The organism is Paenibacillus sp. 7523-1, from assembly GCF_002276415.1.
Taxonomy (GTDB): domain Bacteria; phylum Bacillota; class Bacilli; order Paenibacillales; family Paenibacillaceae; genus Paenibacillus; species Paenibacillus illinoisensis_A.
Genome location: NZ_NPBR01000016.1, coordinates 81,491 through 107,270, shown reverse-complemented (window position 1 = coordinate 107,270; position 25,780 = coordinate 81,491). Strand labels below are relative to the sequence as shown.

The window sequence follows — 25,780 nt, the reverse complement described above, 5'->3', positions numbered from 1 at the left end:
AAAGGCTTTTTTCTTATAGCTAACGTTGAAATTGCAGCTCGGGATAGATCCAGGCATAAGCATGATAAAGACCGCTGTTGATATTGATATTGCCCGTGATTGGACGGTAAGGGGCGACAAAACGTTCAAAGTCCGGATTCTTATAGATGTTCGCCATCGCTTCAACCAGATCAAGGGGCCATGTTCCGGCAGAGAGCTGTGCCGGGAAGATCGGATTATCGTCATACGGCCATTCCTTTAGATGCCCGTTTACATAATGAAAGAATTGTTCGACGGCATACTCGAGGCTTTTACCGCCCGGTGAAACCCAGTGGAACAAATCCTCTCCCGTCGTGTCCAGGACGAGCTTGGCGGCAGCCGTTACCGGAGCGAGAGCGAAATAATGATACCACAGGGAATGCTTGCCTCTGGACGCTTCTTCCGGAATGAATCCTTCGATGGAGAGGGAGTGGTCGAGATGTCCTTTGAGTGCGGTAACCTCTTCTGCCAAACGAAGCTTATCATCCATAAAACGATACAGCGCTAGCTGGGCATACAGACTCCAGCTCCACCAGTTGTTGCGGAGGGGGATTCGATCCCACTCCGGCAGACATACCTGGGTCATCCATTGTGTGAAAACACTCTGCTCTTCTTTACTCCAGTCCGCGTATTCTTTAATTTCATTAGCCGCAAGTATGAGTCCTACCCCCAGATAAGCAGATACCAATGGTCCGTCCGCACCTGTAATCTCCCGATTAACTACTGCCCAGCCCATGATGATTTCCTTCGCTTTGCTTGCATAAGCAGCTGTTCCTGTCATCCGGTAGGCCAGTGCAGTCGTATAGGCCGCCTGGGCGTCCTTTTCCATCCGCCGCTTCGCGAGCGTGTGTCCCTCGGTATCCTGGTAAAAGCCAGGAATTTCCCAAGTGGCAATCGCATGACTGTTCGCAGATAGACTCTCGTTTGCTTGATCAAGAAGAACTTCAAGTGCAGTCGGATGTTTTATATGCATAGAACCCACCTCTTTTGAAATGGAATGATATATCAATATCCTTATCGCAGTAGATACGAAAAAGTAAACTTACTTGGGCTCTACATCATCCAGGGTCAGACGATATTGAAGATGCCTCATATATGAACCTGCTTCGTTCCTAAATACCATTCCGAAACGGATGTCCTCACCGGCTCCTTGTACGATGGCGATCAGACGATTAATACCAGCACGCAGCTCGATATGCCTCTCTGGATCGGGAACACGGTACCCGTTTATATAAATCTCATATTCGCAGTTTGTGTTGACTTGAAGCTTACCTTGAAGGATACCATCGATCGGACTACATGAAGGGTCCAAACCATGAACGAAACAGCTCAGGAACCAGCGCTCATCCCCGGGATTCTGTATAAGAAAGGCACCATCTGAAGAGCTTCGCTCTTTCTTGAGCATCCAGCCGTAGAGCCCCTCGCCCAGATTGTTCAGCGAGAATTCCGGATCCGTATAATAGGTCTTCATTTCCTCGTAATTAATCCACGGCTTGCAAGGCAGTGCCATGACCTTTTCAACGGACCAGTGCGCGTCTCCTTTGGAGCTATAGAGAAGACCGTCGTCTATGGCGGCCCCCAGATTGGCCAAAAGTCGACTGTATAAGCGTATGGACTTGGCGGAATCCGGTTCAAGGAGCAGTTGAGATAAAATGATACATCCTTGTTCCTGTTCCGCTTGTAGTACGAAACTCCCGGCAGGACGCTGATGATCCCGGTTTAACTCCACCAATGCCAGCCTGCTGTATTCCGACGTATGCCCATGCACAAAATAATCCTTCCATGCTGTCCCTTCTACGCTTGCACATAGTACCGCTGCATCGGTCGTATGCAGACTGTAAGAGGCCAAGGGACGATTAACAACTTCTCTGGGCGAGAGAAAAACCTTGTCGAAACCGAACAGGTCAACCGGACTTAATCCTTGGACCGCAGGTCTATCGTAATTCGCCTGCAAGTGGTACGTTTCATGCTTCAGGATCGAGACAGGACGCTTTAACAGTGCAGATAGGGCGGCTTCATGACCTGGAGCAGCGGGAAGGACGACGAGTTGACCACCATGCCGAACATATTCATTCAACAGGGAGATGGAATCCCGATCCAACAGGAGGTTTGGCTCAACGACAAGCAGTTGATATGTCGCAAGAAGGCTGCTTGTGATAGTCTCAAGCACGTCGAAGGAAAGGCCAAGGGACCGCAGGAAATGCTCTGCTGCTCCTCCCGGTTCGACCCATGCACCCGTTCGAATCGATATCGTTTCAACGTTTCCTGCATAAGCGAGCATGTTGCGCAGCAAGCAGCAGGCCGCAGGGACGGTATTGAAGTGCTCCATGAGCTGCAATTGACTAGCGATGAAGAAGCCGCTGCCGTCCCGGTATTCCAGAAGGGGTGACCACAGGTCCCCGCCATCTCCAAAATCCCCTGCGCTGCATTCCAGGATCATATTGAAATTGCCCTTGATCGGTTTCTCGAAAGCGGCGTGGATGATAGGAGGAGGACCTTCCTCACGTATCTTTTCATCCCAAAACATCAAATCATCATCGTCCAAGCCCTGAAGGATTGGATGGTCATAGCTGCCCGCGTGGGCTCGGATGAAGTCCTGCCGCGAAATCGTCAATTGACCCAGAGACAGATGGTGCTGTTCCAACAACAGAAGACGGCCGCCCCTCCGTACATAATCTTGGAGCGCCATCTCCAGTTGACCGTCCTCATCCTCGAGTCCGCTGCCTGCAACGACGAGGTGATTAGGTGAAAGTTCACCAAGCTGTTCAAGCCGGATTCGTCTGCATTCCGGGACAAGGCTGCTCAACAAATGGAAGTCTTGGTCCTGACCTATGTAGGCCACAGGTCGGCCTATAGAGACCGGGGTGGTTTTATAATGTGAGGGATACAGTTTGTACTGCAAATTCAGCTCATGAACGAGCTTGTCATCGTGAAACATTACGGCATGAACGTGTATAGCTGTTACGTCCGTAACAGGCTCAGGCTTCCAGGTTACGGTCACCATTTCATGATCCGCCGGTTCTTGGTCGAATAGGAATAGCTCCTGGTGAAGGAGTCTGCCTTTCTGGCGTACTTTGCATTCAATCCGTGTCTTACTTGAATGGAACGTATCGTTATAGACATCAAAGCTTCTGGAAATCGGCCCATCATCGAAGAAGGAACGGTTGTATTCTGCCGGTATCATGGTAGCTGGCTTGAAAGAGGCTTCCATGATCGGGAAGGACGGGTTCTTCGTATACAGCGGATATTCCTGCGGAAGAAGGCCGTTGTTCAATGTTAAAGAATACTTTGGAATCACTTTTGGCTTCGGCCCCGGCGTATCTAAAGCGGATGGAGAAAGAACAATATCGCGTTCCGGCATGGCCCGCATGAAATAATGGGCGAAGTTGAAGGTGGAGATTCCCGAAACGCCTTGCCGCCTCGCATATTCCACGAACAGCCGCTCCTTCTCGGCCAGACCTTGGATACATTCATCCGTGTTTTGGTACGCGGCCAAGCCTACGTACATGCTGCTGTTCTGGGGGCAGACATACCACCAGCCGCCATGCTCGCCGAACACGAGAGGTGCTTTGCGTTCCCATGCGTCAATTGTGCCGTCTATGTTATAGTGCCTGCTCTCCACCTCCGTGAGTTCTTTGGGGAGGAGACGGTTATCGCCTTCTGCGATGATCGGGCGGGTAGGATCCAACTCGCGAATGAGGTTCATCATGGAAGGCATATGCTGCTTGAATATATCGCGGCCGTCCACCCAGCGCATCTCGTTCTGCAAGCTCCACAGGATAATGGATGGATGATTACGGTCACGCTCTACCAGCCTGCGGACATGGGCTGTGCAGTTCGCGATATAAGCGGGATGATCTGCAGGCATGGATTTGCTCGAACCGTAGATGGCCGTTTCATCCACAATCAGCATGCCCATCTCATCGGCGATATCCAGATAATAGGTCGGATGAGGCGCGGCATGCAGACGAACACAGTTCACTCCGGCCTCCTTGCACATGCCGTACCAGGTGCGTACGTACTCCTGCGTTTGTTGAATGGCACCCTGGAAATGCCAGGAGTCACCGCGCAAGTTCATGGGCGTACCGTTAAGGATAAACCGCGAACCCTCTGTCCAGATCTCACGGAAGCCGAATGGCTGTACCACCCGGTCGATAACCCGTTCACCGTCCAGAAGCGCAAGCTCCAAGCTGTACAAGAAAGGCTGCTCCGGATTCCAGTACTTGGCGTCCTCCCAATCCAGGCGGAACGTGAGCCGTCTTGAATCCCCTTGGCCGCTCACGGCTAACACATCAGCTTCAGCCTGAAGAATGGGGGAGGACGTCGAATCACCGTTTTCGCGCACATGAAGAATAGCCTTGTGGGATGTCTTCAAGGAGGAGGCCAAGGGATGGATTACCGCAGCATCGACTTCCAGCCGATTCTCCCGTACCGACGTTCGGATCGTTACATCGGCAATCGAAATCTCCGGCCGACTTTCCAGATATACGTCCTGCCATATCCCTCTGGCAATCGAACCGAACCACGAGCCTGCAAGGCCCGTGATTTTTTGTTGACCAGAAGGAATCTCCACCTTGTCAAAGCTGCCGCAGACTACATGAAGTTCGTGCTCCGTATCATGTCTGACCAGTTCGGTAATCTCCACGAGAAGAGGCAGGTAACCATCCTCCCACATGGTCACGAGATGATGGTCGAGATACACAGCAGCCTTTTGCATGATCCCGTCCATACGAAGGAAGAACCGTGTCCCTGGTTCATTCATGGATGGAGGCACCCGGAATGACCGGTGAAGAACTCCCGCTTCGGCTTGCGCCCACGCCTTCGGATATTGAAATACATCATAAGGCGCATATTTGTAATCGGGAATGCCCCCAAAGTTCTTTCCCGGCAGCCTTTCGTAGGAACTTCTCCAGCTGGAGGGAACTTGAACCTTCTGCTCTTCGTAAACCAGCTCTCCAGGGAGGCTGAAGCCAGTACCCTGCTCATACAGAGGCATGAAATTCCATTCACCGTTTAAGCAATATTGAGTTCGCATGGTAGGAATACTCCTTTCGTTTGACAATCGTTATGCCCGGATCACGAGCGGGATTTCCAGCCAGATCGGGGAGTTCCCATCGGACGAATCCCAGGGTATGAAGTGAGGCTCCATCGTTCCCGCCCAGTCGGACGGCGTATGGGATGTGGAGAGCTTGCCTGAATAGGACGGCTTCTCGATGGTTGCCGGATCTTCCGAGTAGAAGAACATCAGATTCTCATGCAGGGCAATCATCCCGTACTTATCGCCATCCCCCGGCTTCTCCTCCTGATACTGGTAATGGTAGAAGACATAACTGGCGACTTGATCCGGCTTGAGATGGGCGATTCTGGCATAAGGCCGGGCCGAAGCGTTTTGTCTTAACCACTGTTTCTGGCTGACAGGCTTCTGATAGTGGAAAATATCAATCATTGGTACCCACTTTCTAGCACTGCTCGTTCCGGGCCAGGTTTCCAAAGCGTCTTGGCAGTGAGCGAAGAGTTCATGAGGATCAACCGACGGGGCTGGACTTTCATAATAAAGAAACAGCTGTGTCCCGAAATGGAACAGACTAAGTTGACAGGCGCCGAGTTCCTTCATTCGGGTTTGTAGTACGGGTAAAGCTTCGTGGAACAATTGCTTCAGGTCCATATTCTCACGGCACTGCGCACGGAAATGATAGCGGTACATACGTCACCTCAGTTTCATGTCTTTTATCCCCATGTTACTGTAATTGGCTTCAGAATTCCTTGACGATAGTGACCTTCTTTAGCATAATAGCGACATGAATAGAAAAAGCCATTATCTGGACCTGGGGCTGGAAACGGATTTTATTTTTCGCATCGAAAAATGCCCTCTAACTCATGACTTTGATGTCCACCAGCATGACTATTCCGAGCTAGTTGTTATTCTTGGAGGAACCGCAACTCACATTATCGAAGGAAGGGAGTATCCGATCTCTGCCGGGCAGGTGTTCTTCATCCATGGCAATGTGTCTCACGGCTATAAAGACGTGGATCATATCGAGTACGTCAACGTCATGTTTCATCCTGACCAGATGACTCAGCTGCAGGAACTGAAGCTGATGGCTGGCTTCCAGGCTTTATTTTATTTCGAGCCGTTCTACCGGAAAGAAATGAACTTCAAAGGAATGCTTACCCTGAATGATGAACAGCTGCGGCAGGTCACCGGTCTGCTTGATGTTATTCTGGATGAGCATGATCAGCGGCCAGAAGGTTACCGAATGCTGATCCGCTCCTACTTTACGGCACTCATGGGTGTGCTCTCCCGCTATTATGTGGCGAACAACGGGTGGCCTCAGAATAAAGCGCTGCGAATCGCCGAGTCCATTACGTACTTGGAGGAACACTTTCAGGAGCCTCTCAATCTGGATATGCTCGCGGAAAAGGCGTATTTGTCCAAAAGGCAGTTTCTTCGCGAGTTCGCAAGGAACTTCCAAACGACGCCCATGGACTATGTGATCCGCCGGAGGCTGGATTATTCCTGTACGCTTCTGCGTAATCCCAACCTGTCCATTCTGCAAGTGGCTCAAGAGAGCGGCTTCCGGGACCAGAATTATTACGCCCGCCAGTTCAAGAAGGTTTACCTGTGTACGCCTACGGAATATCGTGAGAAATACGTCTAAACGTCTTGATAAGAAGACAACAGGAACTCATAACAAAACAATAGGAACTCATAAGAAAACAATATGAACCCATAAGAAAACTATAGGAAACTATAAGAAAACAGCAGGAACGATTCCACGTTCCTGCTGTTTTTGTCATGTGCGGCCCAAGCGGGTGCTTCGATATTGACCCGGTGTCATTCCCAGCTTTTTGCGGAATAAGCGAATAAAATAATTGGCATTCTCGATCCCGATCAGCACACCGATCTCGGATACGGGAAGGCTCGTATTTTCCAAAAGAGATTTAGCTTTATTCATCTGCAGCTCGTGAAGGTATTGAAGTGGACTCAGTCCTGTGTATTTCTTCAGGCAGCGGGAGAGATAGTCCACATGGAAATGGAGCGTTTCTTCCATATGCTTCGCATCGAAGGGACGGGTGATATGCTCTTCGAGATAGCTTATCGTTTGATCACACAATATTCTCGAGCGGGGAGCATACTGCAGGCGCATAGCCGACTGCAGTTCGGTCAACAAGCCAGCGAGCTGACCCTGCAGCGGCAAGGACGTTGCGGGTGACAAGCTTAGGTGAAGCTCTATCATTCGCTGCAGGAAGGGAAGAATGCTTGGGCTGTGCAGGCTTGTGAATTTGGGAATATACATGACCTGTCGGTGCGGAGTGACATCCAGGTTGGAGCCTTGCGTGAAGGGAGTCGACCATGGAATTTGTCCGCTGTCCATTGTTCGGACAGGCTCAGAGTGGGCCAAGTGGAGCCAATATATTTCGGTTTCTTCCTCGCAAGGGAGATGCCCGACATGCAGACGGTTCGGCTCAAGCACAAGCAAGGAGCCTGCTGTAATTTCGAATGGCACTTCATCTTCCGTCATGTACAAGGTGCCCTTCATTACAAAGAGCATGTCATACAAGTTAAACGAACGACTCAGGTGCTGCTGCCCCGGATCCCAGATGGAGTGACCGATCGTCACTAATTGCGGAAGTGGGGGAATGGTTAGCTCTAGACAATTCATAAGGCCAGCCCTTTCCATTACTTCTTGATGCACCTATTGTATCATGCACTGAATTGCGAATGGTCGGAATTGTGCTATAAAAAGTCGTCTTTACACCTATTCGTCCAATGCTGGAAGGAATATATTAGGGGTATATGAACGAGAAAGGAAGCGAAATCATGCGATTCCGTCAAGTCCATCTGGATTTTCACACCTCGGAAGCCATTGTCCCCATTGGGGACCGTTTTGACAAAAAGCAGTTTCAAGACATGTTGAAGCTTGGGCATGTCGACTTAATTACGGTGTTCTCCAAGTGCCATCATGGCTGGGCGTATCATCCTTCGGAGGCCAATGAGATTCATCCGGGTTTAAGCTTCGATTTGCTTGCGGCGCAGATTGAGGCAGCTCATGAAATCAACGTAAAAACACCAGTGTACCTTTCGGCCGGTTTGGATGAAAAGCTAGCCCGCCGTCATCCCGAGTGGCTGATCCGTGACATGAATGATCGAACGAATTGGGCCGAAGGCTTCATGCAGCCAGGGTATCATCAATTTTGCATGAACTCTCCTTATCTCGATATCCTGATCGAACAGATTCGGGAAGTGTTGCTCCGATACGATGTAGACGGATTGTTTCTTGACATTGTGGGTATACGCAAATGTTACTGTCATAACTGTGTGGATACCATACGGCGTAAGGGGGATGACCCTCGCAACGAGGAAGCGATGAAGAGCCTATGGGAGAGCACATATGCCAATTACACAGCCAGGGTGAAGGAAACGGTGGAATCGGTAAAACCAGGTCTGCCCATTTTCCATAACGGTGGGCATATCAAGCGCGGTCGTCGTGACCTGGCTGCCATGAATACCCATTTGGAACTGGAGTCGCTGCCTACCGGCGGATGGGGGTATGACCATTTTCCTCTTTCGGCCAGGTACGTACAAACGCTCGGATTCGAATTTCTTGGCATGACCGGGAAATTTCATACGGCGTGGGGAGAATTCGGCGGATATAAACATCCAAACGCACTTCGCTATGAAACCGCTCTCAGTCTTGCGAATGGTGCAAAATGTTCGATTGGGGATCAGCTTCAGCCTGACGGCCGCATGGATCCCGCAACCTATGAATTAATTGGTACGGCTTTTCGAGAAGTCGAAAGCAAGGAAGCATGGTGCGTGAATGCTGTGAACGTTGCGGATGTAGCGTTGTTGTCCTTGGAAGCAACGGGTGTGCACCCTAAAGCACAAGAAGACACAAGTCGGAACGATTCGGATGCAGGGGCTGTACGCATGCTGCTGGAAGGCAATATCCTATTTGATGTGATTGATACGGAACATGATTTTTCGAATTATCAGGTGCTGATTTTACCGGATTATGTGGCAGTGAATGCCGAGCTGAAGGGTAAGCTGGATTTGTTTTTGCAGCAGGGAGGTAAGGTCCTCGCCACAGGCTGGTCGGGTCTGGATCAGGAGGGCACGTCCTTCGCCATTGACTTCGGAGTGCGATATGTGGGAGTGAATCCATACCGTCCGGACTTTTTTCATCCGTTGTTTAAGCCTGCGAGTCTGGGGGAAGCTTCCTTTGTCATGTATACGGAAGGCCAGAAGCTTGAACTTGCCGGCGGAACGGAACTTGGAAGCAGGAAAGACCCGTATTTCAACCGCGATGTCTTTACCTTCTGTTCGCACCAGCATACGCCAAGCAGCGATGTCTATGGCGGACCGGGCATGGTAGAGAGCGCCAGCGGCATCTATCTGGCCTGGAACGTGTTCGAGGATTATGCAAACCAGGGAAGTCTGATTCTGAAGGAAACGATCCTGTATGCGTTGAACCGCCTGCTGCCTAATAAAACGATGAACACCGATCTGCCTGCCCAGGGCGTAACTACCCTGCAGGAGCAAAAGCAAGAGAAAAGGCTGGTCCATCATCTGCTGTATGCGTCCCCGGTCCGCCGTGGCAAACAGATCGAAGTCATTGAGGATATCATCCCCCTATATGATGTTGAGGTGTTCATCCGGACCCCCCATCAAGTGAAGAATGTGTATTTGGCGCCGCAAGTGCAGTCCATTCCCTTTCAGTGGGAGAAGGGTTCGGTTCGCTACACCGTTCCGAAGCTTGAATGCCATCAGATGGTAGTTATCGATTACGAGTGATATTGAGACAGGAAGGAAGCAAAGCGATGGACTTCAAACCGCTATCCATATTTATCGACCGCTTAACAGATTGGCGTATTCCATGGGCAGAGGTTTTGGTTATGCACCGTAATCAAGAGGTCTTCCGCTACCGCAGTGGTTATGCTGACTTGGAAGAACGTATTCCCATTCACGACAAGCAGATTATTCGGCTGTATTCACTGACCAAAATTCTGACCTGCACGGCAGCCCTTCAGCTGGTAGAAAAGGGAGCGCTCCTGTTAAATGATCCGTTGTCGGACTATCTTCCGGAATATGGCGAGATGGCCGTGAAGGTGACCTTGCCGAGCGGTGAAATGGTATTGGAAAAAGCCCAGAGAGCGATCCGGGTACGGGATCTCTTTACCATGTCGGCCGGGCTCTCTTATGATATCCGTTCCCTTTCGATCCGGGAAGTCGTAAGACGCACAAGCGGAAGAGCGCCAACCCGCGAAGTTGCGGCGGCCATCGCCGAAGAACCGCTGTTGTTCGAACCGGGGTCGAGGTGGAGCTACAGTTTAAGCCATGACGTTCTTGCCGCCTTGATCGAAGTTGTCGATGGAAGACGGTTCGGCGCCTATGTTCGGGAGGAAATTACCGGCCCGCTCGGGATGCGTGATACCAGCTTCGATGTATCGGAAGAGAAACGGAGCCGTTTGGCTCCACAGTATGAATATAGCGAGTCCTTAGGCAAACCTATTCCCAAGGAGGGGAACGATTACCGGATCGGTTCGGAATATGAGAGCGGTGGTGCCGGGTTATACTCCACGGTGGATGACTACGCCGTCTTTCTGAATGCACTTACCCAACAAGGAACAAGCCCCGAAGGCGTTCGAATCCTGGCAGCCGAGACGGTGGATCTCATGAGAACGGATCATCTGACGGAGGCCACTCGCAGTCATTTCTCGTGGTCACAGCTTGCGGGATATGGTTACGGGCTCGGTGTTCGCACCCATTGCTCCAAACAGACCAGCGGGTCCCTCAGTCCGCTTGGTGAATTTGGCTGGAGCGGCGCAGCCGGTGCTCTGGCGATCATAGACCCGTCTTCTCAGCTGACCGTCATGTATGCGCAGCATATGTTGAACAATCAAGAGCCCTATGTGCATCCACGCTTGAGAAATCTCGTATACGCTTGCTTGAACCATCGTTAGGAGGAATTGGTATGAGAATTCGCTATGATCGCTTTCCGGGTGGGGTGCATAAGGCCATCACCATGAGTTTTGATGATGGGCAGATTCATGACAGGAGACTGGTCGAGAAGTTTAATGAATATGGTCTCAAAGGCACGTTTCACTTAAACAGCGGTACGCTCGGAAAAGAAGGATTTCTTACACGGGAGGAGATACGCACCTTGTTTACAGGGCATGAAGTATCTGCACATACCGTCAGCCATCCTTTTCTCGAACAGTCCCCGGTCGAACAAATGGTTCAGGAAATCACGGAGGACCGAAAGGGACTGGAAGCTCTGCTTGGTTATCCTGTGCGTGGGATGAGCTATCCTTTTGGTACATATAATGACCAGCTAGTCTCGCTGCTGCCTTCGTTGGGAATAGAGTATGCCCGGACAGCAGCAAACGAGTTCGGGTTCAATATGCCTTCAGACTTCCTGAGATGGCATCCGACCTGCCATTATCGGCAAATGGTGGAGTACGCGCAGCAGTTACTCGCTTTAAAACAGAGGCATACCAAGATGGCTTTGCTGTATGTGTGGGGGCACAGCTATGAATTTGAGAACGACAACAACTGGGAACTGATCGATCGGTTTGGAGAACTCGTTGCCGGAAACGAAAACATCTGGTTTGCTACGAATGCTGAAATTGTTTCGTATATGCATGCATTACGGCAGCTCCGATTCTCGGCAGATTACCGGATCGTCCATAATCCTTCTGCACAAAGTGTATGGGTAAGCGTGGAAACGGACATCGTAGAGCTTACGGCAGGCCAATTGACCGAGCTTGGTTGATGATCCTTTAGTGTTGTCATTCTCTGGATCATTTCTCCTAATAGATGAAGAGAGGACTGAAGTGCGATGTCTACCGAGGGAATGCAAACAACGGAATTACAAGGAAAACAACGTTATATACAAGCCATTGAGGACATTCTATCGAAAACGCTAAATAATATGGAAAAGTTCGGGACCCGATTTCCCCATGTCAGCCTGAATGGAACCTATATTTTGAATGATAACGACGACTGGACAGATGGCTTTTGGCCGGGGATATTGTGGTTGTGCTATGAATATTCACACGATGAACGCTACCGGAAGGCAGCAGAAGAGGCTGTAGTAAGTTTACGTCAGCGGCTTGAGCAGCATGTCTCCCTGGATCACCATGATATCGGATTTCTGTACAGCTTATCGGCCAAAGCCCAGTGGATCATCACTGGCGATGAAGGCGCTCGGGAGCTGGCTCTTGCTGCAGCTGATGTATTAATGAAACGTTGGCGGACTACGAGTGACGGCAGCGGTTATATTCAAGCGTGGGGAGCCCCAGATAATGAGGAAGAAGCGGGGAGGATTATTATTGATTGCCTGCTTAATCTGCCGTTATTGTATTGGGCAAGCGAGCGGACGGGGGATCCAACGTATGGTGAAATAGCACAGATCCAAGCAGAGAAAACACGGCGTTATATCGTTAGAGGGGATGATAGTTCGTATCATACGTTTTTCTTCGATGCGAAGTCGGGTGTTCCCATCGGCGGCGCCACACATCAAGGCTACAGCAACGGTTCGACGTGGACGCGGGGTCAAGCTTGGGGTGTATACGGGTTTGCGCTATCCTATCGTTATACTGGAAATAAGGCATTTCTGGAGACTTCCAAACGCATGGCCCGCTACTTCCTTGAACATTTACCCGAGGACAGCGTTGCTTATTGGGACTTCAATGCTCCTGTAGCTGCGGATACTTACCGGGACAGTTCCGCCTCAGCGATCGTCGCTGCCGGACTGGTGGAGCTCATCTCCCATTTGGCTACTGGTGATCCGGATCGTCTGTATTTCGAGCGGATGCTGGCAACAAGCATGGAATCGCTAATCAACAACTATGCTACAATCGGTGTCGATGAAGCAGAGGGCTTTCTTAAGCATGGCTCGTACCATATCCATGGCGGCTTATCCCCGGATGATTATATGATTTGGGGCGACTACTTTTACCTGGAAGCGTTAATGCGTCTTGCACGTGGTATTCCTGGTTATTGGTATGAGCGTAAGGGGAAATAACGCTGTAATAACGGTTATATAAGGCATTGGGGAATAAGAGACTTGGAAAAAACAACGTACTGACACATTGGGATGATGATCCTCTTTCAAACTTGGTTCTTTCGATAGGGCCGTGGGAGAGGGCATTGTCCCGTACTCTTTTTTAATATAGACATCCCTCCAGAAATCCGAAAACAATCAGAGATAACCTCCCCTTTAATTTTGTATATTCACTATTTGAGATCAATTACGAAAACGCTTTATTTTGTAATAAAATTACTGTTATACTAAATGAAAGATTGAAGTAATACATATTACTAAAAATGTCTTAGTCAGCTCAATGATCGTGATGAAATTCACAAAATGTGTGTATTCCTAGATTTACATAGAGGAGAGGTGAGTTAGGTTCGATCTTATCTGATATTGAAGGAGAGTTGCTGATGCAGAAAAATTGCCAGAAAGTTCGTAGTTTTCACACGCTAAATAAAGTAATTGCATGTGTTTTGTCACTCGTATTCGTCCTTATCACATGTGCGGTACCAGTCAACGCGGAAGAAGAACAGATTCAGACTACACCATCCAGAATTCCTTTAACAGAGTTAGAGGACATGATTGATTCTTATGTTGAGTCGTATCAGAAGTATACCGCTGCCGTTTCTGTTGTGGCGATCAAAGATGGCGAATTCATAGTAAATAAGGCATATGGCTTTGCGGATATTGAGAATCAGCGAAAGGCGGAACCATCCACTGTTTTTGAATGGGCTTCCATCTCTAAACTGTTGGTCTATACGAGTCTGATGCAGCTTGTCGAACAAGGGAAGCTTGATCTGGATACGGATATCAGAGAATATCTGCCAGAAGGATTTTTCAAAAAGCTCGAATAGGATGAACCGATTACCCTATTGAACCTGATGCATCACAATGCGGGTTGGGAAGATCAAACAGCGACCGAAGTGTATTATTACGACGAGAATAAAGAATATGATTTAGGAGAAACGCTGCGTAAAAACGAGCCGAAACAGATATACAAACCGAATAGCGTCGTCGGATATTCGAACTATGGCGTTGGTCTAGGCGGTTACATCGTGGAATTGGTAAGTGGCCAACCTTATTATGAATATGTTAATCAGCATATTTTTGAACCGCTTCATATGAACGACACTACGGTTCATCCAACGGGGCAGGATCGTCCAGACCTTGTGCAAAGAAGGAATGAGATTGAAGGGTATACGAAAGATTTGGAACTGATACCTGATAACAGAGTATACGTAACGTTCTATCCTACAGGGGCAGCCATGGGGACAGCAGAAGATTTAGGGAAATTCCTTGCAGCGCTGATGCCTGTTGATGATAACAGTGTATTATTTGCCAAGAGAGATACGTTAGACGAAATGTTGTCAACCAGTCTGTATTATGACGAGACTTCGATCCCACGATTTGCGCATGGGTTCGCTGAGATGGAATATTGGGTACCTACACTGCTTCATGAGGGGAATTTAAAAGGTTTTTCAAGCAAAGTTGTCTTTGATCCAGAATCCAAATTTGGAATGGTGGTCATGACAAACATTGCGTTTGAGGAAGTCTATTATTATGGACTTATTAGCAAGATTTTCGGTAACAGCACATACGTTAATTCGGTTGCTTCTGAGGGGGGAGGATATTTTCAATCCGCAAGGCGGCCCGCCTCTAGATTTACCGATTTATTTAGGCTGCTGGATATAACCAAATTTTCAAAAGCGGAGCTAAGTAGCCTTTATAATGTAGTCGAGCATAATGGCGTTGTTGAGAAAATTTCCTACACTCCTTACATGGATTACTTACCTGTATCGAATCTAAAGGTGAACTTGATTGCAATATCTCTTATTCCCGTTGCGCTAGCCATCATTTACAGCTTAGTTGCTTTGATCGGTTACATAATCCGGATGCTTCTTTACAAACTTAAAAAACGGGGATATCCTCCAACCCATTTTGATAAATATTATCTAGCTATTAATTTCGCAGGTGGGTTGCTCCTTCTTAATCTTTTTATCATCCTTACCAGACTTCCAAGTTATCCCGCATATTCTTCGTTACGCATCAATTTAGGGTTTAACCTGCTATATGTAGTTCTGGCAGTGGCGTATCTTAGCTTGCTCATTTACAAACTGCGGAAGAGCAGTTATGCAAAAAAGCAAAAGGTGATGTATATCATGCCTGGCATCTCGGCTTTCATCTTGGCTGCTTTTGTTGTGGGATGGAATTTGTATATTTAGAACGGTAACCGCTGAATATTGGTATTTCAAGTATTTCAAAGGCTAGAGGATGCCTTCTATACTTAAGTGACATAATAAGTGGACCAATTATAAGATGCAAAGACAGCAATTCCTTATCTGGGACTGCTGTCTTTGTGTTAGTACGACAGTTGGAAACTAGTGCCTCGGCATATTGAAGGGGGAGGCAAGATCATCATATTTTTTTATATCTCAAAATATATTTTTTAATGAAACTGTAAATTACCACTAGAATATTCAATAATAATAGACCTATATATCCATCCGTTAACTTTGTTCTTTCAATCCACTTATTCACTAACTCTCCCGAGAGAGCTTGTTTTTCTATATATTTGTTTATATCATTTTGATTTATTTCATCCATATGTATAAGTGGAAACTCCATGCTGTTGAGAGAAAAGCCTAGCAGTGGGTAGAACTCTACCCATTTTTGACCTGTCCATCGATCATACTTATAACGAAAGTCTGCGCTTGATTCAACACTCTCCCACCTGAGAAAACCCAATATGATAAGAATACAGAGTGTGATGACGCTAATTATTAGCCTCTTGTTAATCAAATAAACACCCCTCTTATGTTTGTATTCATAAAAATACAGTTTTTATTCATCTACCATATTTCATTATTAAAATTGTAGGACCACAAAGACTATTTTATTTAGCGTTTAACATAAAATCACTTCATTATCCGTTTTATTCTAGCAAAATTTTCTGTTATCTGTAAGTATATGGTTTCATTCTGGATAAAATGCTAGCAAGATAAACAACCAACGAAAAGCAAAGAACCTTTGCAAAAGGCACTAAAAGTTAAAAAGATCAGCCTATTCTCCTGGGCTTCGTGTAGGTGAAGTTGTACGTCTGCGTAGCAGTGATCTGGATATTGAAAGGAAAACAATCATCGTGAGACAGGGGAAGGGGCAAAAGGGTTGGAGAGCGCTTCTTTCAAATCTAGCCTGGGGTATGGTACAGAAACACATAGCTGAATATCTGACCCAATTGTTGGCAATTTCCGAGGCAATCTTCTGATCGACATCTTACCTAGCGGAGCGTGTAGAAGGTTTTTGAAGAAGCAAGACGGCGTGCAGGTATTGAGAAAAAAGGTAAGTATTCATGCACTGGCGCATTCCTTTGCCACTCATTTGTTGGAAAGGGGGACAGACCTGCGCAGGAGTTACTTGGTCATACGAGTGCACGTACAACTCAGCGATATACGCATGTAAGTACGAAAAATATCCAGCGTATTCAAAGCCCGTTGGATCGGATGGATTTGGGGGATTGAGGGCTACTCTAAGTCTCCCTTTATCTCCAAACTTTTCTACGCAAATGTAACATTTTGGGTTATCATATACGTAGCTCGGATAACGTACAGGATGTGTGGTATTTACGAAGTACATAAATTAGATGTCATAAGAAATTAGCGAAATAAACCATTATCCAGAAAGAAGGAAAGAACTGATGTCAGATATGCAATGGAGTAGCAACCTAATTACTGCAATATCTACAATCACTGCTTCAGCATTAGCATTTTATAGCGCAATAAGAATTAACAAAAATAATCTTCTACAAGAGAAGGAGAAAGTAGAATTAAGTTATCAAAGAGAAGATAAAATACAAAAATTTATAATATATAATAAAGTACTAAAATATGATGGGGAGCACCTAGTAGTAAAAAACGATGATGAAGAAAACGATGATCAAACTTCTTTCGATATTTTTTACTATAAAACGTATACTAGAAATGTTTTATATGAAAAGCTTCATCTCTTAGACCAAGATATTAGGGATATTGTCTTGAGTATAGATGAAGAGATATTAATAATAGAACTTAATCCTGATGATTATGTAGCTATTTTAGAAAGAACGAATAATTTAGTAAAGCTATATGTTTCCCTGATAAGTCATGTTACACATCATTACAAAAAAGAAATATTTAATATTGAGTAACTCATGAAGGTGCCAACATCTTATAAAAAAGTGTTCACACATCGGGGGACAAGCCCCTCGGTCTGGCAGAGGAATTTCTGAGAAGTGGAGCCAACCAGAACATCCGCACCGCAAGCGCATCGCCCCGGCGACGTTGTCGCCTTAAGTCGGTGGGACTTCGTGAACACAACAACGTTATCTGCAATTTCTCAAATATATAGGAGGAGAGACAAATAAATGAATCATGATGATGAAAAATCTGCTTTAGAAGAAGCTGCTATCAACATATTTATAGAACTATATAATTTCAATCGCCAAGATGCTTTAAAAGTAGTAGAAAAACAAGAATGCCCTGATTATATTTTAAAGAATAAAAAAGAAGATTTGATAGGTATAGAAGTAACTCACTTATTTTATGATGCAGAAGAAGCCAAGATGTTATTGGGAAGATCTAGTAAGGAACTTCATGGATTAGAAGACTCAACAAATTACATAGAAACTCTAAACAAATTATTAAAGCAAAAGGAGAAAAAAATAGATAAGTATGATGCAATTTATCCCATAGCACTTTTAATCAGAAATGCTTCTCCAGTATATGGGATGAGTGATTTTCTAAAATATAAAAGTGCAATATATAAGCCAGAAAAGTACAGTCATATTTGGTTTGTTTCGAAGGATGGAAACAATAATGAATGGTTATTGAAAGACTTGCTTGCTGATTAGTCGTCGAAGAAGAGAGAAACAGCAGATAACATAATATTCACGCTGCGGGCATACGCCCTAAGCCCAGCATTCGCCGGGTCGTGAATACAGGAACGTTATGAGAAATCATCGGAAAAGAAGGAGAAAAATGAAATATATTAGATATCCTAACGAAGAAGAATGGAAGAATATCTATAATAATAGGCCATTTTAGGATTTAGTTTTTCATCTTCTGGCTTTTATAACACTAATCTAAATGCAATTGATATATTTGATAGTCCGATAATTAACTCATATGGATTATTGTTAATACAAAGATTTAGATCACTTGTAGAAAGTTATATTTTATTATCTTTTTATTATCAATTAGAAAGACCTGATGATACTGAAAAGAGAGATAATAACAGAATCTTTAAAGATTTTGAACCACATCATTTTGGAAATAAAAAAAGTTTGATTATTACTCGGATGTCTTTTATTTTAAAGTGTTTTCATGTTGGGAAGTAGTAGGGCACATACTTAATATTCAGTATAATTTAGAAAATTGAATTTAAGAAAGTGGTAAGGCAACTAAAAGGTAAAGATGATGATATGTTCCTAAAGCTGTCTGAAATTATGAGCAATATTGAATTTATTAATGCGAATACTTATAGGAACCCCATAACTCATAATTTCTCTCCGAACATGCCAGGATTAGTACGAAGAACAGATGACAATGGATTCGTGATAGAGTATGTACAAGAATATTTTAGCTCATCAGTGGTGTATGAGAATATTAAATCAGTATTAGAATTACTAAAGCGCAGTATTGAAGTGATTAAAAACTAAAGTATTATTTCAGTATTTCGACGAGGTTGATGACATCTCAAAACAAAGTATCTACGCTGTGGACCGTCCGGCCCTTGGTTCGTAAGAAGGGGCAGGCTAAGAAGCGGAATCAGCTCACAACCCTGCGACGCTGAGTCCGTTGGACGCGTTCGTGCTGCTCCCTTAAGCCTCTGGGGTTCGTAGATACAGTAACGTTATAAGAAATTGGTATAAAAAATGATTCAATGGGGGTTACTTTAATGAATGAGCTTCTTTATTATCCTGGATTTGAGATTAATGATACAAGATGGTTAAAATTCGCATTGTTATATTTGGATAACATTAAAACAATTATACCTAACGAAGCTGATGAGTTTATAAGCAGGCAATACCAGCTAATTGAAGAGGAGACAAATTTATTAGAAAGATACAGACCTAAATTTGAAGAAACGGAAAAGTCAAGTAATGATACTATTGATTTATTGCAGAAGTATTTATCAAAACCAGAAAGACACTTTGGAATATTAGGGAAAATAAATGTTGTTGAGTACTGGAGACAACAAAGCAATCAAAATTTCGAATTATTCTCTTCAAAGTTTTCTTTCTATTTTGAAAACTACTGTATGGAATATGGATTTGGACACAGAACAAGGAACGGGATTATGATACCTAATCAACTTGGTTTGATTTATATGTCAGTATTAGCTCACAATATAGGATCGAGGAATAACATATCAGTTATTACCGATATCGAAGAAGAAAGATCTTTATCTTCGCTTAACAGAGATAATTGGTCATACAATCGTAAGTTTAATGAATTAAAATCAGTAAAGAAAGTTATCGAACTTAACTTGCCTACTAATATAGATGATATAAGCATTAATGATATTATAAATTTTCGAGACAAACCAAGATACCAACAAAGATTACAATCATTTAAACAAGCGGTTAATGAACTAAACAATCTTAAAGACGGTAGACTTAACGAATCTAATTATTACGAAATTATAAAACATATAGAAGAGTCAAAGGCTGGCATTTTTAGTGATCTACTTGAATTTGGCACTACAGTTGTGCAGGTTGGATTGGGAGTTACCCTTACGTTAGGAAGTGGTTCGGGTTATTGGGAAACTATTAAAGAAGTAGCAGGCGCTGGGATGGTTATTACTGGGGCTCAGAAGGTTTATAAAAGATTAAATGAACCGAACAGAGGAGCAAATAAGTACTTAACTGAAATTAGAAATTTTCGACAGTCAAAGAATCGACTTTCAGGAAGAAGAAAGGACTTTTTAATATAGTTTACTCGAAGAGTATGCTGGGACACATCCGCACCACCGAACCGCATCGCGGCGCCCCTGCGGTGCTTAAGTCGGTAGGGACGTCATGGATACAGGGACGTTAACTGAAATTCATGATTATAAAACTAAGGAGGTATGTCTCATTGCTCTTAGAATATCTTAGTTATCCTTCACGAGATGAATGGAGGAAGATTGTTAATGAGATTGATCTGAATAGTAAATTATCAATAGAGATAGAGTTTCCTGACCCTGAGGACATATTTGATTTATTTGATAATCAAGAACAAAAAGATTGGTTGAGATTATTCAATAATAGATTAGGAGAAGTTCGCCAAACATATATATTTCTTACTCATTATTTTAATATGGGTATTCCAGACGATAATTGGAACAAATCTCCTGGTGATAATGGAGAATCAATTCAGTACTTCCCCGATTTTGAAGAGAAACATCATTATATTAAACATATGTATGATTATTATTCTGATATTTTTTTCTTTAAGTTCTTTTCAGCATGGGAAACTTTGTTTCATTTCTATAATGTGTATTTTGAGTTTAGATTGCCTCAAAAGCTTGGCTTTAAATATCAAGTACTTAAGGAGCTTGAGAAAATCAATTCTGAGTTGTATGAAAGTATAAAGTCTGTACATGATTCAGAAGCTTTCGAAAAATTCACAAAACTAAGAAATGATATAACTCACAACTACTCTCCTAGTGAAATAACTCCTGGAATATATCATTATGACAATGGAATGACTGCATTTGGTGTTGGAAAGTATACAACCACTAGAGATATTCAAAACAATATTATACAAATTATTGATATTACAGGTGATTTTTTAGAAAAAATGAAAAATATTATCGTAAGTGGATTCAAGAAGTCATGAACTTCAGTTAACATCATATCTACGCTTCGGGCTTTGCCCTTGGTTCGCAAGATGAGGAAGGCAAAGAAGTAGATTCAGCGAACAACCCTGTGAGGATAAATCCGTCGGAACTGCGCTTAAGCGCCTTAAGCCTCTCGGGTTCGTAAATACACAAAAGTTAGGCGTAATGCTAGCACAAGTTTGTATGGAGGGACAAAATGCCTGAAAGACTTTATAAACCAATATGCAAAGACCTCATTGAGCGTGAGAAAAAGTGCCATTTTTGCGCAAAGAATATGACGTCTCTCAAAGCATATAAATTGAAGCATAAGGAAACCGGTGAAATTGTGTGTGCAGGTCCATCTTGTACAGAGAAAAACATTGATCAAGGAATTAAGCTTTCAGCAATTCCTGATTTGACAAAATACACACAACCACTGGGCGGAAATGGTGGCGGAGGCGGCGGTGGCAATTCAGAAAAGCCAATTATTAGAGCTGAGGAAGATAAAAGAAAAGCGATGGAGTATCTTGAACTTAGAGAAAAGAAATTTGAGAAGTATCATTCCGTTTCATATAGCGTTTTAAAAAATTACTATAATAAAAGCCAAAATGAAGAACTTAATGAGCGTGAAATACGGCACATTTTGAACATAGAAAACAAGACTGATGAAAGATATAAACTTGCCAATCTGCAAAGATGTTACAATTACTTATTTTGGATAGATGTTGCGCTTGATAAACTTGAAGAACACAACGATTTTTTGGAAAGCATAAAAACTTATATTATAAGAAACTTTAAGATAACCTCGAAACAAAAAGATGCAGTGAATAACTGGATGAAAAATATTAAGGGCGTTCCACAGATAAAATAAGAGTTTTCCAGCACTACACCTAGCACAGCACTCCCAAAATGAGATGTTATCACGCCCTTGTGAAAATTTGTAAGGAATCGACCCAATCTGCTGTCGCAGACACGCTCACATCGGGAGTGCTCGGAACGTTAGCCGAAATTATTGCGATAGTAAAAAAGAAAGAAGGATTATTATGGGGAAATATCGTAAAGCAGCAGTGAGAACTGTCAATTATCTTAATGAACATAAACATAATGATCCATTTAAAGCATGGAATGAAGTGATAATAGAAATATTCGGGGAAGGTAATGCTTCTCAAAAAAAGGATGTCCGAGAAACACCTTTTTAGGATTATGCGAAGAAGGTTTACGGATTAAAGACAGTAAAAATATTATTAGAAAGCAATACAGACAAGGATATAAAGCTAAGAAATTTGTGGAAAGAAGTAATTGGAGATCAAGAGATCGAGTATAATTCACAAATGGATGTGGTTTTGGCTTTATGGAATGGAGGGATGATAAGGCGCTGAGTAGTTAAATCGAAGAGGACAATAACCTCGGCTAACATAATATTCAAGCCGCTGCTCCGATGGAGCCTTCGTCTGCGGGAAGCATTTCGAGGAGGAATTTTAATAGACAGTCCCTTCGGGGTTCATGAATACAGAAACGTTATACGAAAGAACTTTGAGAGAGCGTTTTCAAAATTGAGAAGAAGGTGAATCCAATGAAGCAAACTGCTATATTTGATCCAGAAAGAAAGTATAGATATTTATTGACTAGGGAATGGGATATAAATCTTCCCAAATTGTTGTACATAATGTTAAACCCAAGTATTGCAAATGAAGTTTCGGAGGATCGTACTTCAAAGCAATGTCTATATTTTGCTAATAAATTTCAATACGGTTCACTCGAAATAGTTAATCTTTATAGTTTAATATCAACCGATCCAAAAGGACTGAAGGAATCTTTAATAGACCCTATTGGTTCTGAGACAAACAAACATATAAGAGAAGCGGCTTTAAGAGCTGATAGAGTGATCGTAGCATGGGGAGAAAAACATTTCTTTAATAAACGTGATAAGCAAGTAATAGAATTATTGAAAAGTGAGGGAATTGAACTATTTTGCTTAAAGATGGCCAAGACTGGCCATCCAAGACACCCTTCAAGACTTGGACATGACATAGAAGAATTAATTAGATTTGGATGAGTATTCAGGTAACAAGTTCCATCAGCTAACATAATATTCACGCTGCGGGCATACACCCTTTGTCCGGCATGGGCCGGACACCTAGCATTCGCTAGGTCGTGAAAGCGGGAACGTTAGCCCGAAAGAAGTTCTTAATTTAGGAGGAGTCTATATGATACTAGAAAAAGTTATAGATAGAATTGAAATACAAAGTGAATATAAGGATTTGGTTGATAAGTATATAGATCAGATCCTTACCGAATTTAAAGGTAAAATTCATAGCGTTTATATGTGTGGCTCAATTCCCAAAGGAACTGCTACACCTTTTAAGTCAGATGCGGACTTTACTATAGTCTGTGCAAATCTCAAAGATATTGATTACGAAAGATTGACAAATATTAAAGACAGGCTTTTGAAAGAATACCCAATAGTCACTAAGATTGATACGATCATTTGCTCGATTGACGATGTATTAAGTAAACCGAATGAGTGGGGTTTTTGGGTTAAGATCATTTGTGTTTGTCTATATGGTGATGACATTGGTGAAAAAGTACCACCACTCATTATTTCTCCAGAGTTTATTCTAGACTTAAATATAGAGACCAAGGAAGAAGTAGATCGTATACGTCGTTCACTTTTTACTGCTAGTGATGACACGCTGAAAACTAGATATATTAAAGGGTATTCGAAGAGATTAATTCGTGCATTATACTCTTTGGTTATAGTAGATACAGGTGTATGGCAAGATGACATTGTTGAGATGAAGAATGCCATAATAAAGTATTGCGAGATTGACTCCGCTTTAGTTGAGTATCTGTATGCTTGTTACTTGGATAGTGATGTACTTGTTGAAGAGTTTCTGGGAATTGCAGATGAAGTATATAGCTATTTTGAAAATGCCTTAAATGTAATGAGAAAATCATAAAGCGGTTTACGAATTGCGATATCGGTACGGATCGATACTCGACTCAGCATCTAAGTGGACTAAGCCGAGTATACAATAAATTTCATAGTTGGCCACGAACTCACTTGGTTACTTATCATAGCGAGGGTTATACTAATATATAATGAGAGCTATCTTAGGCTGCTTCGTTATGCCGTGCATCATAGCCTGGTTTTAACAAGCTTTTACGAAGAGAAACTCCTTCTGGTTGAAATGGTCTATTATAGATACAGATTACGTACAGATTGAAACATAGCAGCATGAATTGAACAAAAAAGTGGTGGTTGAATTGGGGTAACCGTTAAAGATTTACTGCAGCTTCCTTCATTTAGAGGAGCTCAGGTGCTCACTGGAACAAGCAGGCTTCATCAGACCGTTTCCTCTTTATCTGTGTTGGAAGTGGCGGATGTCAATTTCTTCTCGCAAATTATTCAAACGGTTCAAGAAGAATGGTATGCTGAAGAGCTGGTCATCAGCTCTTTTTATTCCATTAAGGACAGCGTGGAGCAGCAATGTCAGACGGTTCAATACTTGCATGACCTTGGTGAAATGGGATTGATTTTGTACTATGTTGGCATTGTATTGCCGGATATCGCCGATGAAGTGCTTGAGCTGGCAGAATCGCTGAATTTTATTATCATTTGCATGCCGAGAAACGATTACTCGCTTAGGTATAATGAAGTCATTTATGAAGCCATGGAGGCAATCGTAAGCAATCAGAAGGTGAATGAGCATTTCGTGAATGAATCACTGGAAAAGGTCTCGCTGCTGCCCGAACATTTGCGGAGCGTGGAAATTACCCTTAAACTGCTGTCGGATCGGATGAAAGCGAACATCGTTCTGACAAACAGCAACCTGGGTATCATCAATCGTGTCATGTGGCCGCGCAATTCATCGCTTGATGTGACGAGTCTGATTCGGTCCATGGCGCCTTCCATTTTGAACGGCAGAATGGGAGAAGATGAGCACGATTCGTCTTGCTTTGTTGAATACAAACGTGTTCATCAAAAAAACGGGGAGGTCCTTTACCTGTTTCTCATTAAAGAGAATACGAAGCTGCCTCCGAAGACGATGGATCAAATTAGCGAAGTGGTGCAGGTGGCCATCAATTTGTGGGGAGATAAGCATAATGACGTCAGCGAGTACGCTTTGGTCAAAGCCATCGTGAATGACGAAAGCGAAAAAATGCGCAGATTGGCCAGTTTGCTCCATATTGACGTATCCGGGATTCAAATGATGTGGCTCGTGTACGTTCGGGATTTGTCGGAGGAAAGAAGGGTAAGGGAAGACTTAAAAGCACATCTCCTGCAATATTATAAAACCGCGGTCATTCAAACGATCGATCACTGCGTTGTCGTGTTGCTAGGGAATTGTTCCTCTAAATACAATGAGTTTGAAATCGCAGCGGAATATATCGAAACGACGGGTCTCATCGCTGACATATCAAGCATCGTTTATTCCCCGAGAATGCGTAACACACAGGACGTACGCCGAATGTATCAGCTCGTTAACGGAGTCTCTAAAGAGGTTCACCGCATTTATCATCACCGCAAACTATACACCGCAGCTGAAGTTCGTTCCATGAAACGAGCCATAGACCTCAGTAAGCAAGGGGAAGAAATCACTGAAGAATGCTTGTCCGTCATGGAACCAATTATGGACGACCCTGACGCTTTGAAAACCCTGATGACTTTTCTGCTGGATGCGAAGGGGAATATCGATGATTGCAGCAAGCTGTTGTTCGTCCACAAAAATACGGTGAAATATCGCATTAAAAAAATTTGCGAGCTCATCGGATATGATGTGACCATCAATTCCGAATCGTACGATGTTTATATCGCCTGCATGGTCTACCGTCTCATTCATGACTAAAAGTTCCGATGTTTTGTCCAATAAGACAAAAACATC

The 25,780-nt window shown here is 43.9% G+C and carries 19 protein-coding genes and 3 pseudogenes; 18 read left to right on the top strand and 4 right to left on the bottom strand.

Annotated features, from left to right (window positions below; genetic code table 11):
* Nucleotides 1-19 precede the first annotated feature (19 nt).
* The 3 genes from CHH60_RS18160 to CHH60_RS18150 all read right to left on the bottom strand — a co-directional run bounded on the left by CHH60_RS18160 (nucleotide 20) and on the right by CHH60_RS18150 (nucleotide 5,722).
* Nucleotides 20-991 carry an alginate lyase family protein gene (locus CHH60_RS18160; RefSeq protein WP_095360472.1) on the bottom strand — a complete coding sequence of 324 codons (972 nt, stop codon included), beginning with the start codon at nucleotides 989-991 and terminating at the stop codon, nucleotides 20-22.
* Between the two features lie 69 nt (nucleotides 992-1,060).
* Nucleotides 1,061-5,053 (bottom strand): glycoside hydrolase family 2 protein, encoded by a 3,993-nt coding sequence (locus CHH60_RS18155; RefSeq protein WP_095360471.1) that lies wholly within the window; start codon nucleotides 5,051-5,053, stop codon nucleotides 1,061-1,063.
* A gap of 30 nt (nucleotides 5,054-5,083) precedes the next feature.
* Nucleotides 5,084-5,722 carry a hypothetical protein gene (locus tag CHH60_RS18150; protein WP_095360470.1) on the bottom strand — a complete coding sequence of 213 codons (639 nt, stop codon included), beginning with the start codon at nucleotides 5,720-5,722 and terminating at the stop codon, nucleotides 5,084-5,086.
* 94 nt (nucleotides 5,723-5,816) lie between these two features.
* On the opposite strand from CHH60_RS18150, the gene CHH60_RS18145 reads away from it, so the two are divergent.
* The gene (locus CHH60_RS18145; RefSeq protein ID WP_095360469.1) at nucleotides 5,817-6,677 is read left to right on the top strand and encodes an AraC family transcriptional regulator; all 861 of its coding nucleotides are present in this window, start codon (nucleotides 5,817-5,819) and stop codon (nucleotides 6,675-6,677) included.
* 135 nt (nucleotides 6,678-6,812) lie between these two features.
* Here CHH60_RS18145 and CHH60_RS18140 read toward each other — a convergent pair whose 3' ends face one another.
* Nucleotides 6,813-7,682, bottom strand: coding sequence for a helix-turn-helix transcriptional regulator (locus CHH60_RS18140; protein WP_095360538.1), 870 nt, complete (start codon nucleotides 7,680-7,682; stop codon nucleotides 6,813-6,815).
* A gap of 158 nt (nucleotides 7,683-7,840) precedes the next feature.
* On the opposite strand from CHH60_RS18140, the gene CHH60_RS18135 reads away from it, so the two are divergent.
* From CHH60_RS18135 to CHH60_RS18060, 17 genes and pseudogenes are all read left to right on the top strand, one after another.
* Nucleotides 7,841-9,814, top strand: a complete 1,974-nt coding sequence (locus tag CHH60_RS18135; RefSeq protein ID WP_095360468.1) for a beta-galactosidase trimerization domain-containing protein — start codon at nucleotides 7,841-7,843, stop codon at nucleotides 9,812-9,814.
* Nucleotides 9,781-10,983 carry a serine hydrolase domain-containing protein gene (locus tag CHH60_RS18130; protein WP_255247988.1) on the top strand — a complete coding sequence of 401 codons (1,203 nt, stop codon included), beginning with the start codon at nucleotides 9,781-9,783 and terminating at the stop codon, nucleotides 10,981-10,983. Before CHH60_RS18135 ends, CHH60_RS18130 begins: the two co-directional genes overlap by 34 nt.
* 11 nt (nucleotides 10,984-10,994) lie before the next feature.
* On the top strand, nucleotides 10,995-11,795 hold the full coding sequence (locus CHH60_RS18125; RefSeq protein WP_095360466.1) for a polysaccharide deacetylase family protein: 801 nt from the start codon (nucleotides 10,995-10,997) through the stop codon (nucleotides 11,793-11,795).
* A gap of 159 nt (nucleotides 11,796-11,954) precedes the next feature.
* The gene (locus tag CHH60_RS18120; protein ID WP_369680190.1) at nucleotides 11,955-13,049 is read left to right on the top strand and encodes a glycoside hydrolase family 88 protein; all 1,095 of its coding nucleotides are present in this window, start codon (nucleotides 11,955-11,957) and stop codon (nucleotides 13,047-13,049) included.
* A gap of 419 nt (nucleotides 13,050-13,468) precedes the next feature.
* Nucleotides 13,469-15,280: pseudogene (locus CHH60_RS18110) on the top strand (serine hydrolase domain-containing protein).
* 875 nt (nucleotides 15,281-16,155) lie between these two features.
* Nucleotides 16,156-16,323 (top strand): hypothetical protein, encoded by a 168-nt coding sequence (locus CHH60_RS30290; RefSeq protein ID WP_369680195.1) that lies wholly within the window; start codon nucleotides 16,156-16,158, stop codon nucleotides 16,321-16,323.
* 429 nt (nucleotides 16,324-16,752) lie between these two features.
* The gene (locus CHH60_RS18095; protein WP_095360462.1) at nucleotides 16,753-17,241 is read left to right on the top strand and encodes a hypothetical protein; all 489 of its coding nucleotides are present in this window, start codon (nucleotides 16,753-16,755) and stop codon (nucleotides 17,239-17,241) included.
* A 216-nt stretch (nucleotides 17,242-17,457) separates the two neighbouring features.
* The gene (locus CHH60_RS18090) at nucleotides 17,458-17,943 is read left to right on the top strand and encodes a hypothetical protein (RefSeq protein ID WP_095360461.1); all 486 of its coding nucleotides are present in this window, start codon (nucleotides 17,458-17,460) and stop codon (nucleotides 17,941-17,943) included.
* 440 nt (nucleotides 17,944-18,383) lie between these two features.
* Nucleotides 18,384-18,470: pseudogene (locus CHH60_RS30540) on the top strand (hypothetical protein); the annotation flags it as partial.
* Nucleotides 18,466-18,750, top strand: coding sequence for a Cthe_2314 family HEPN domain-containing protein (locus CHH60_RS30535; RefSeq protein ID WP_369680194.1), 285 nt, complete (start codon nucleotides 18,466-18,468; stop codon nucleotides 18,748-18,750). The pseudogene CHH60_RS30540 and the gene CHH60_RS30535, both read left to right, overlap by 5 nt.
* Nucleotides 18,751-18,989: 239 nt before the next feature.
* Complete coding sequence (locus CHH60_RS18085; RefSeq protein ID WP_095360460.1) at nucleotides 18,990-20,027, top strand: hypothetical protein; 1,038 nt, start codon at nucleotides 18,990-18,992, stop codon at nucleotides 20,025-20,027.
* Between the two features lie 143 nt (nucleotides 20,028-20,170).
* Nucleotides 20,171-20,914, top strand: a complete 744-nt coding sequence (locus CHH60_RS18080) for a Cthe_2314 family HEPN domain-containing protein (protein ID WP_095360459.1) — start codon at nucleotides 20,171-20,173, stop codon at nucleotides 20,912-20,914.
* Between the two features lie 197 nt (nucleotides 20,915-21,111).
* The gene (locus tag CHH60_RS18075) at nucleotides 21,112-21,765 is read left to right on the top strand and encodes a hypothetical protein (protein ID WP_095360458.1); all 654 of its coding nucleotides are present in this window, start codon (nucleotides 21,112-21,114) and stop codon (nucleotides 21,763-21,765) included.
* Between the two features lie 172 nt (nucleotides 21,766-21,937).
* Nucleotides 21,938-22,273 (top strand): annotated as a pseudogene (locus tag CHH60_RS30600) (DUF6979 family protein).
* A gap of 194 nt (nucleotides 22,274-22,467) precedes the next feature.
* Entirely contained in the window at nucleotides 22,468-22,950 is a 483-nt protein-coding gene (locus tag CHH60_RS18070; RefSeq protein ID WP_095360457.1) for a DUF1643 domain-containing protein, read from the top strand.
* Between the two features lie 151 nt (nucleotides 22,951-23,101).
* Nucleotides 23,102-23,854 carry a nucleotidyltransferase domain-containing protein gene (locus tag CHH60_RS18065; RefSeq protein WP_095360456.1) on the top strand — a complete coding sequence of 251 codons (753 nt, stop codon included), beginning with the start codon at nucleotides 23,102-23,104 and terminating at the stop codon, nucleotides 23,852-23,854.
* A gap of 306 nt (nucleotides 23,855-24,160) precedes the next feature.
* Nucleotides 24,161-25,744, top strand: coding sequence for a PucR family transcriptional regulator (locus tag CHH60_RS18060; RefSeq protein WP_095360455.1), 1,584 nt, complete (start codon nucleotides 24,161-24,163; stop codon nucleotides 25,742-25,744).
* Nucleotides 25,745-25,780: the final 36 nt, after the last annotated feature.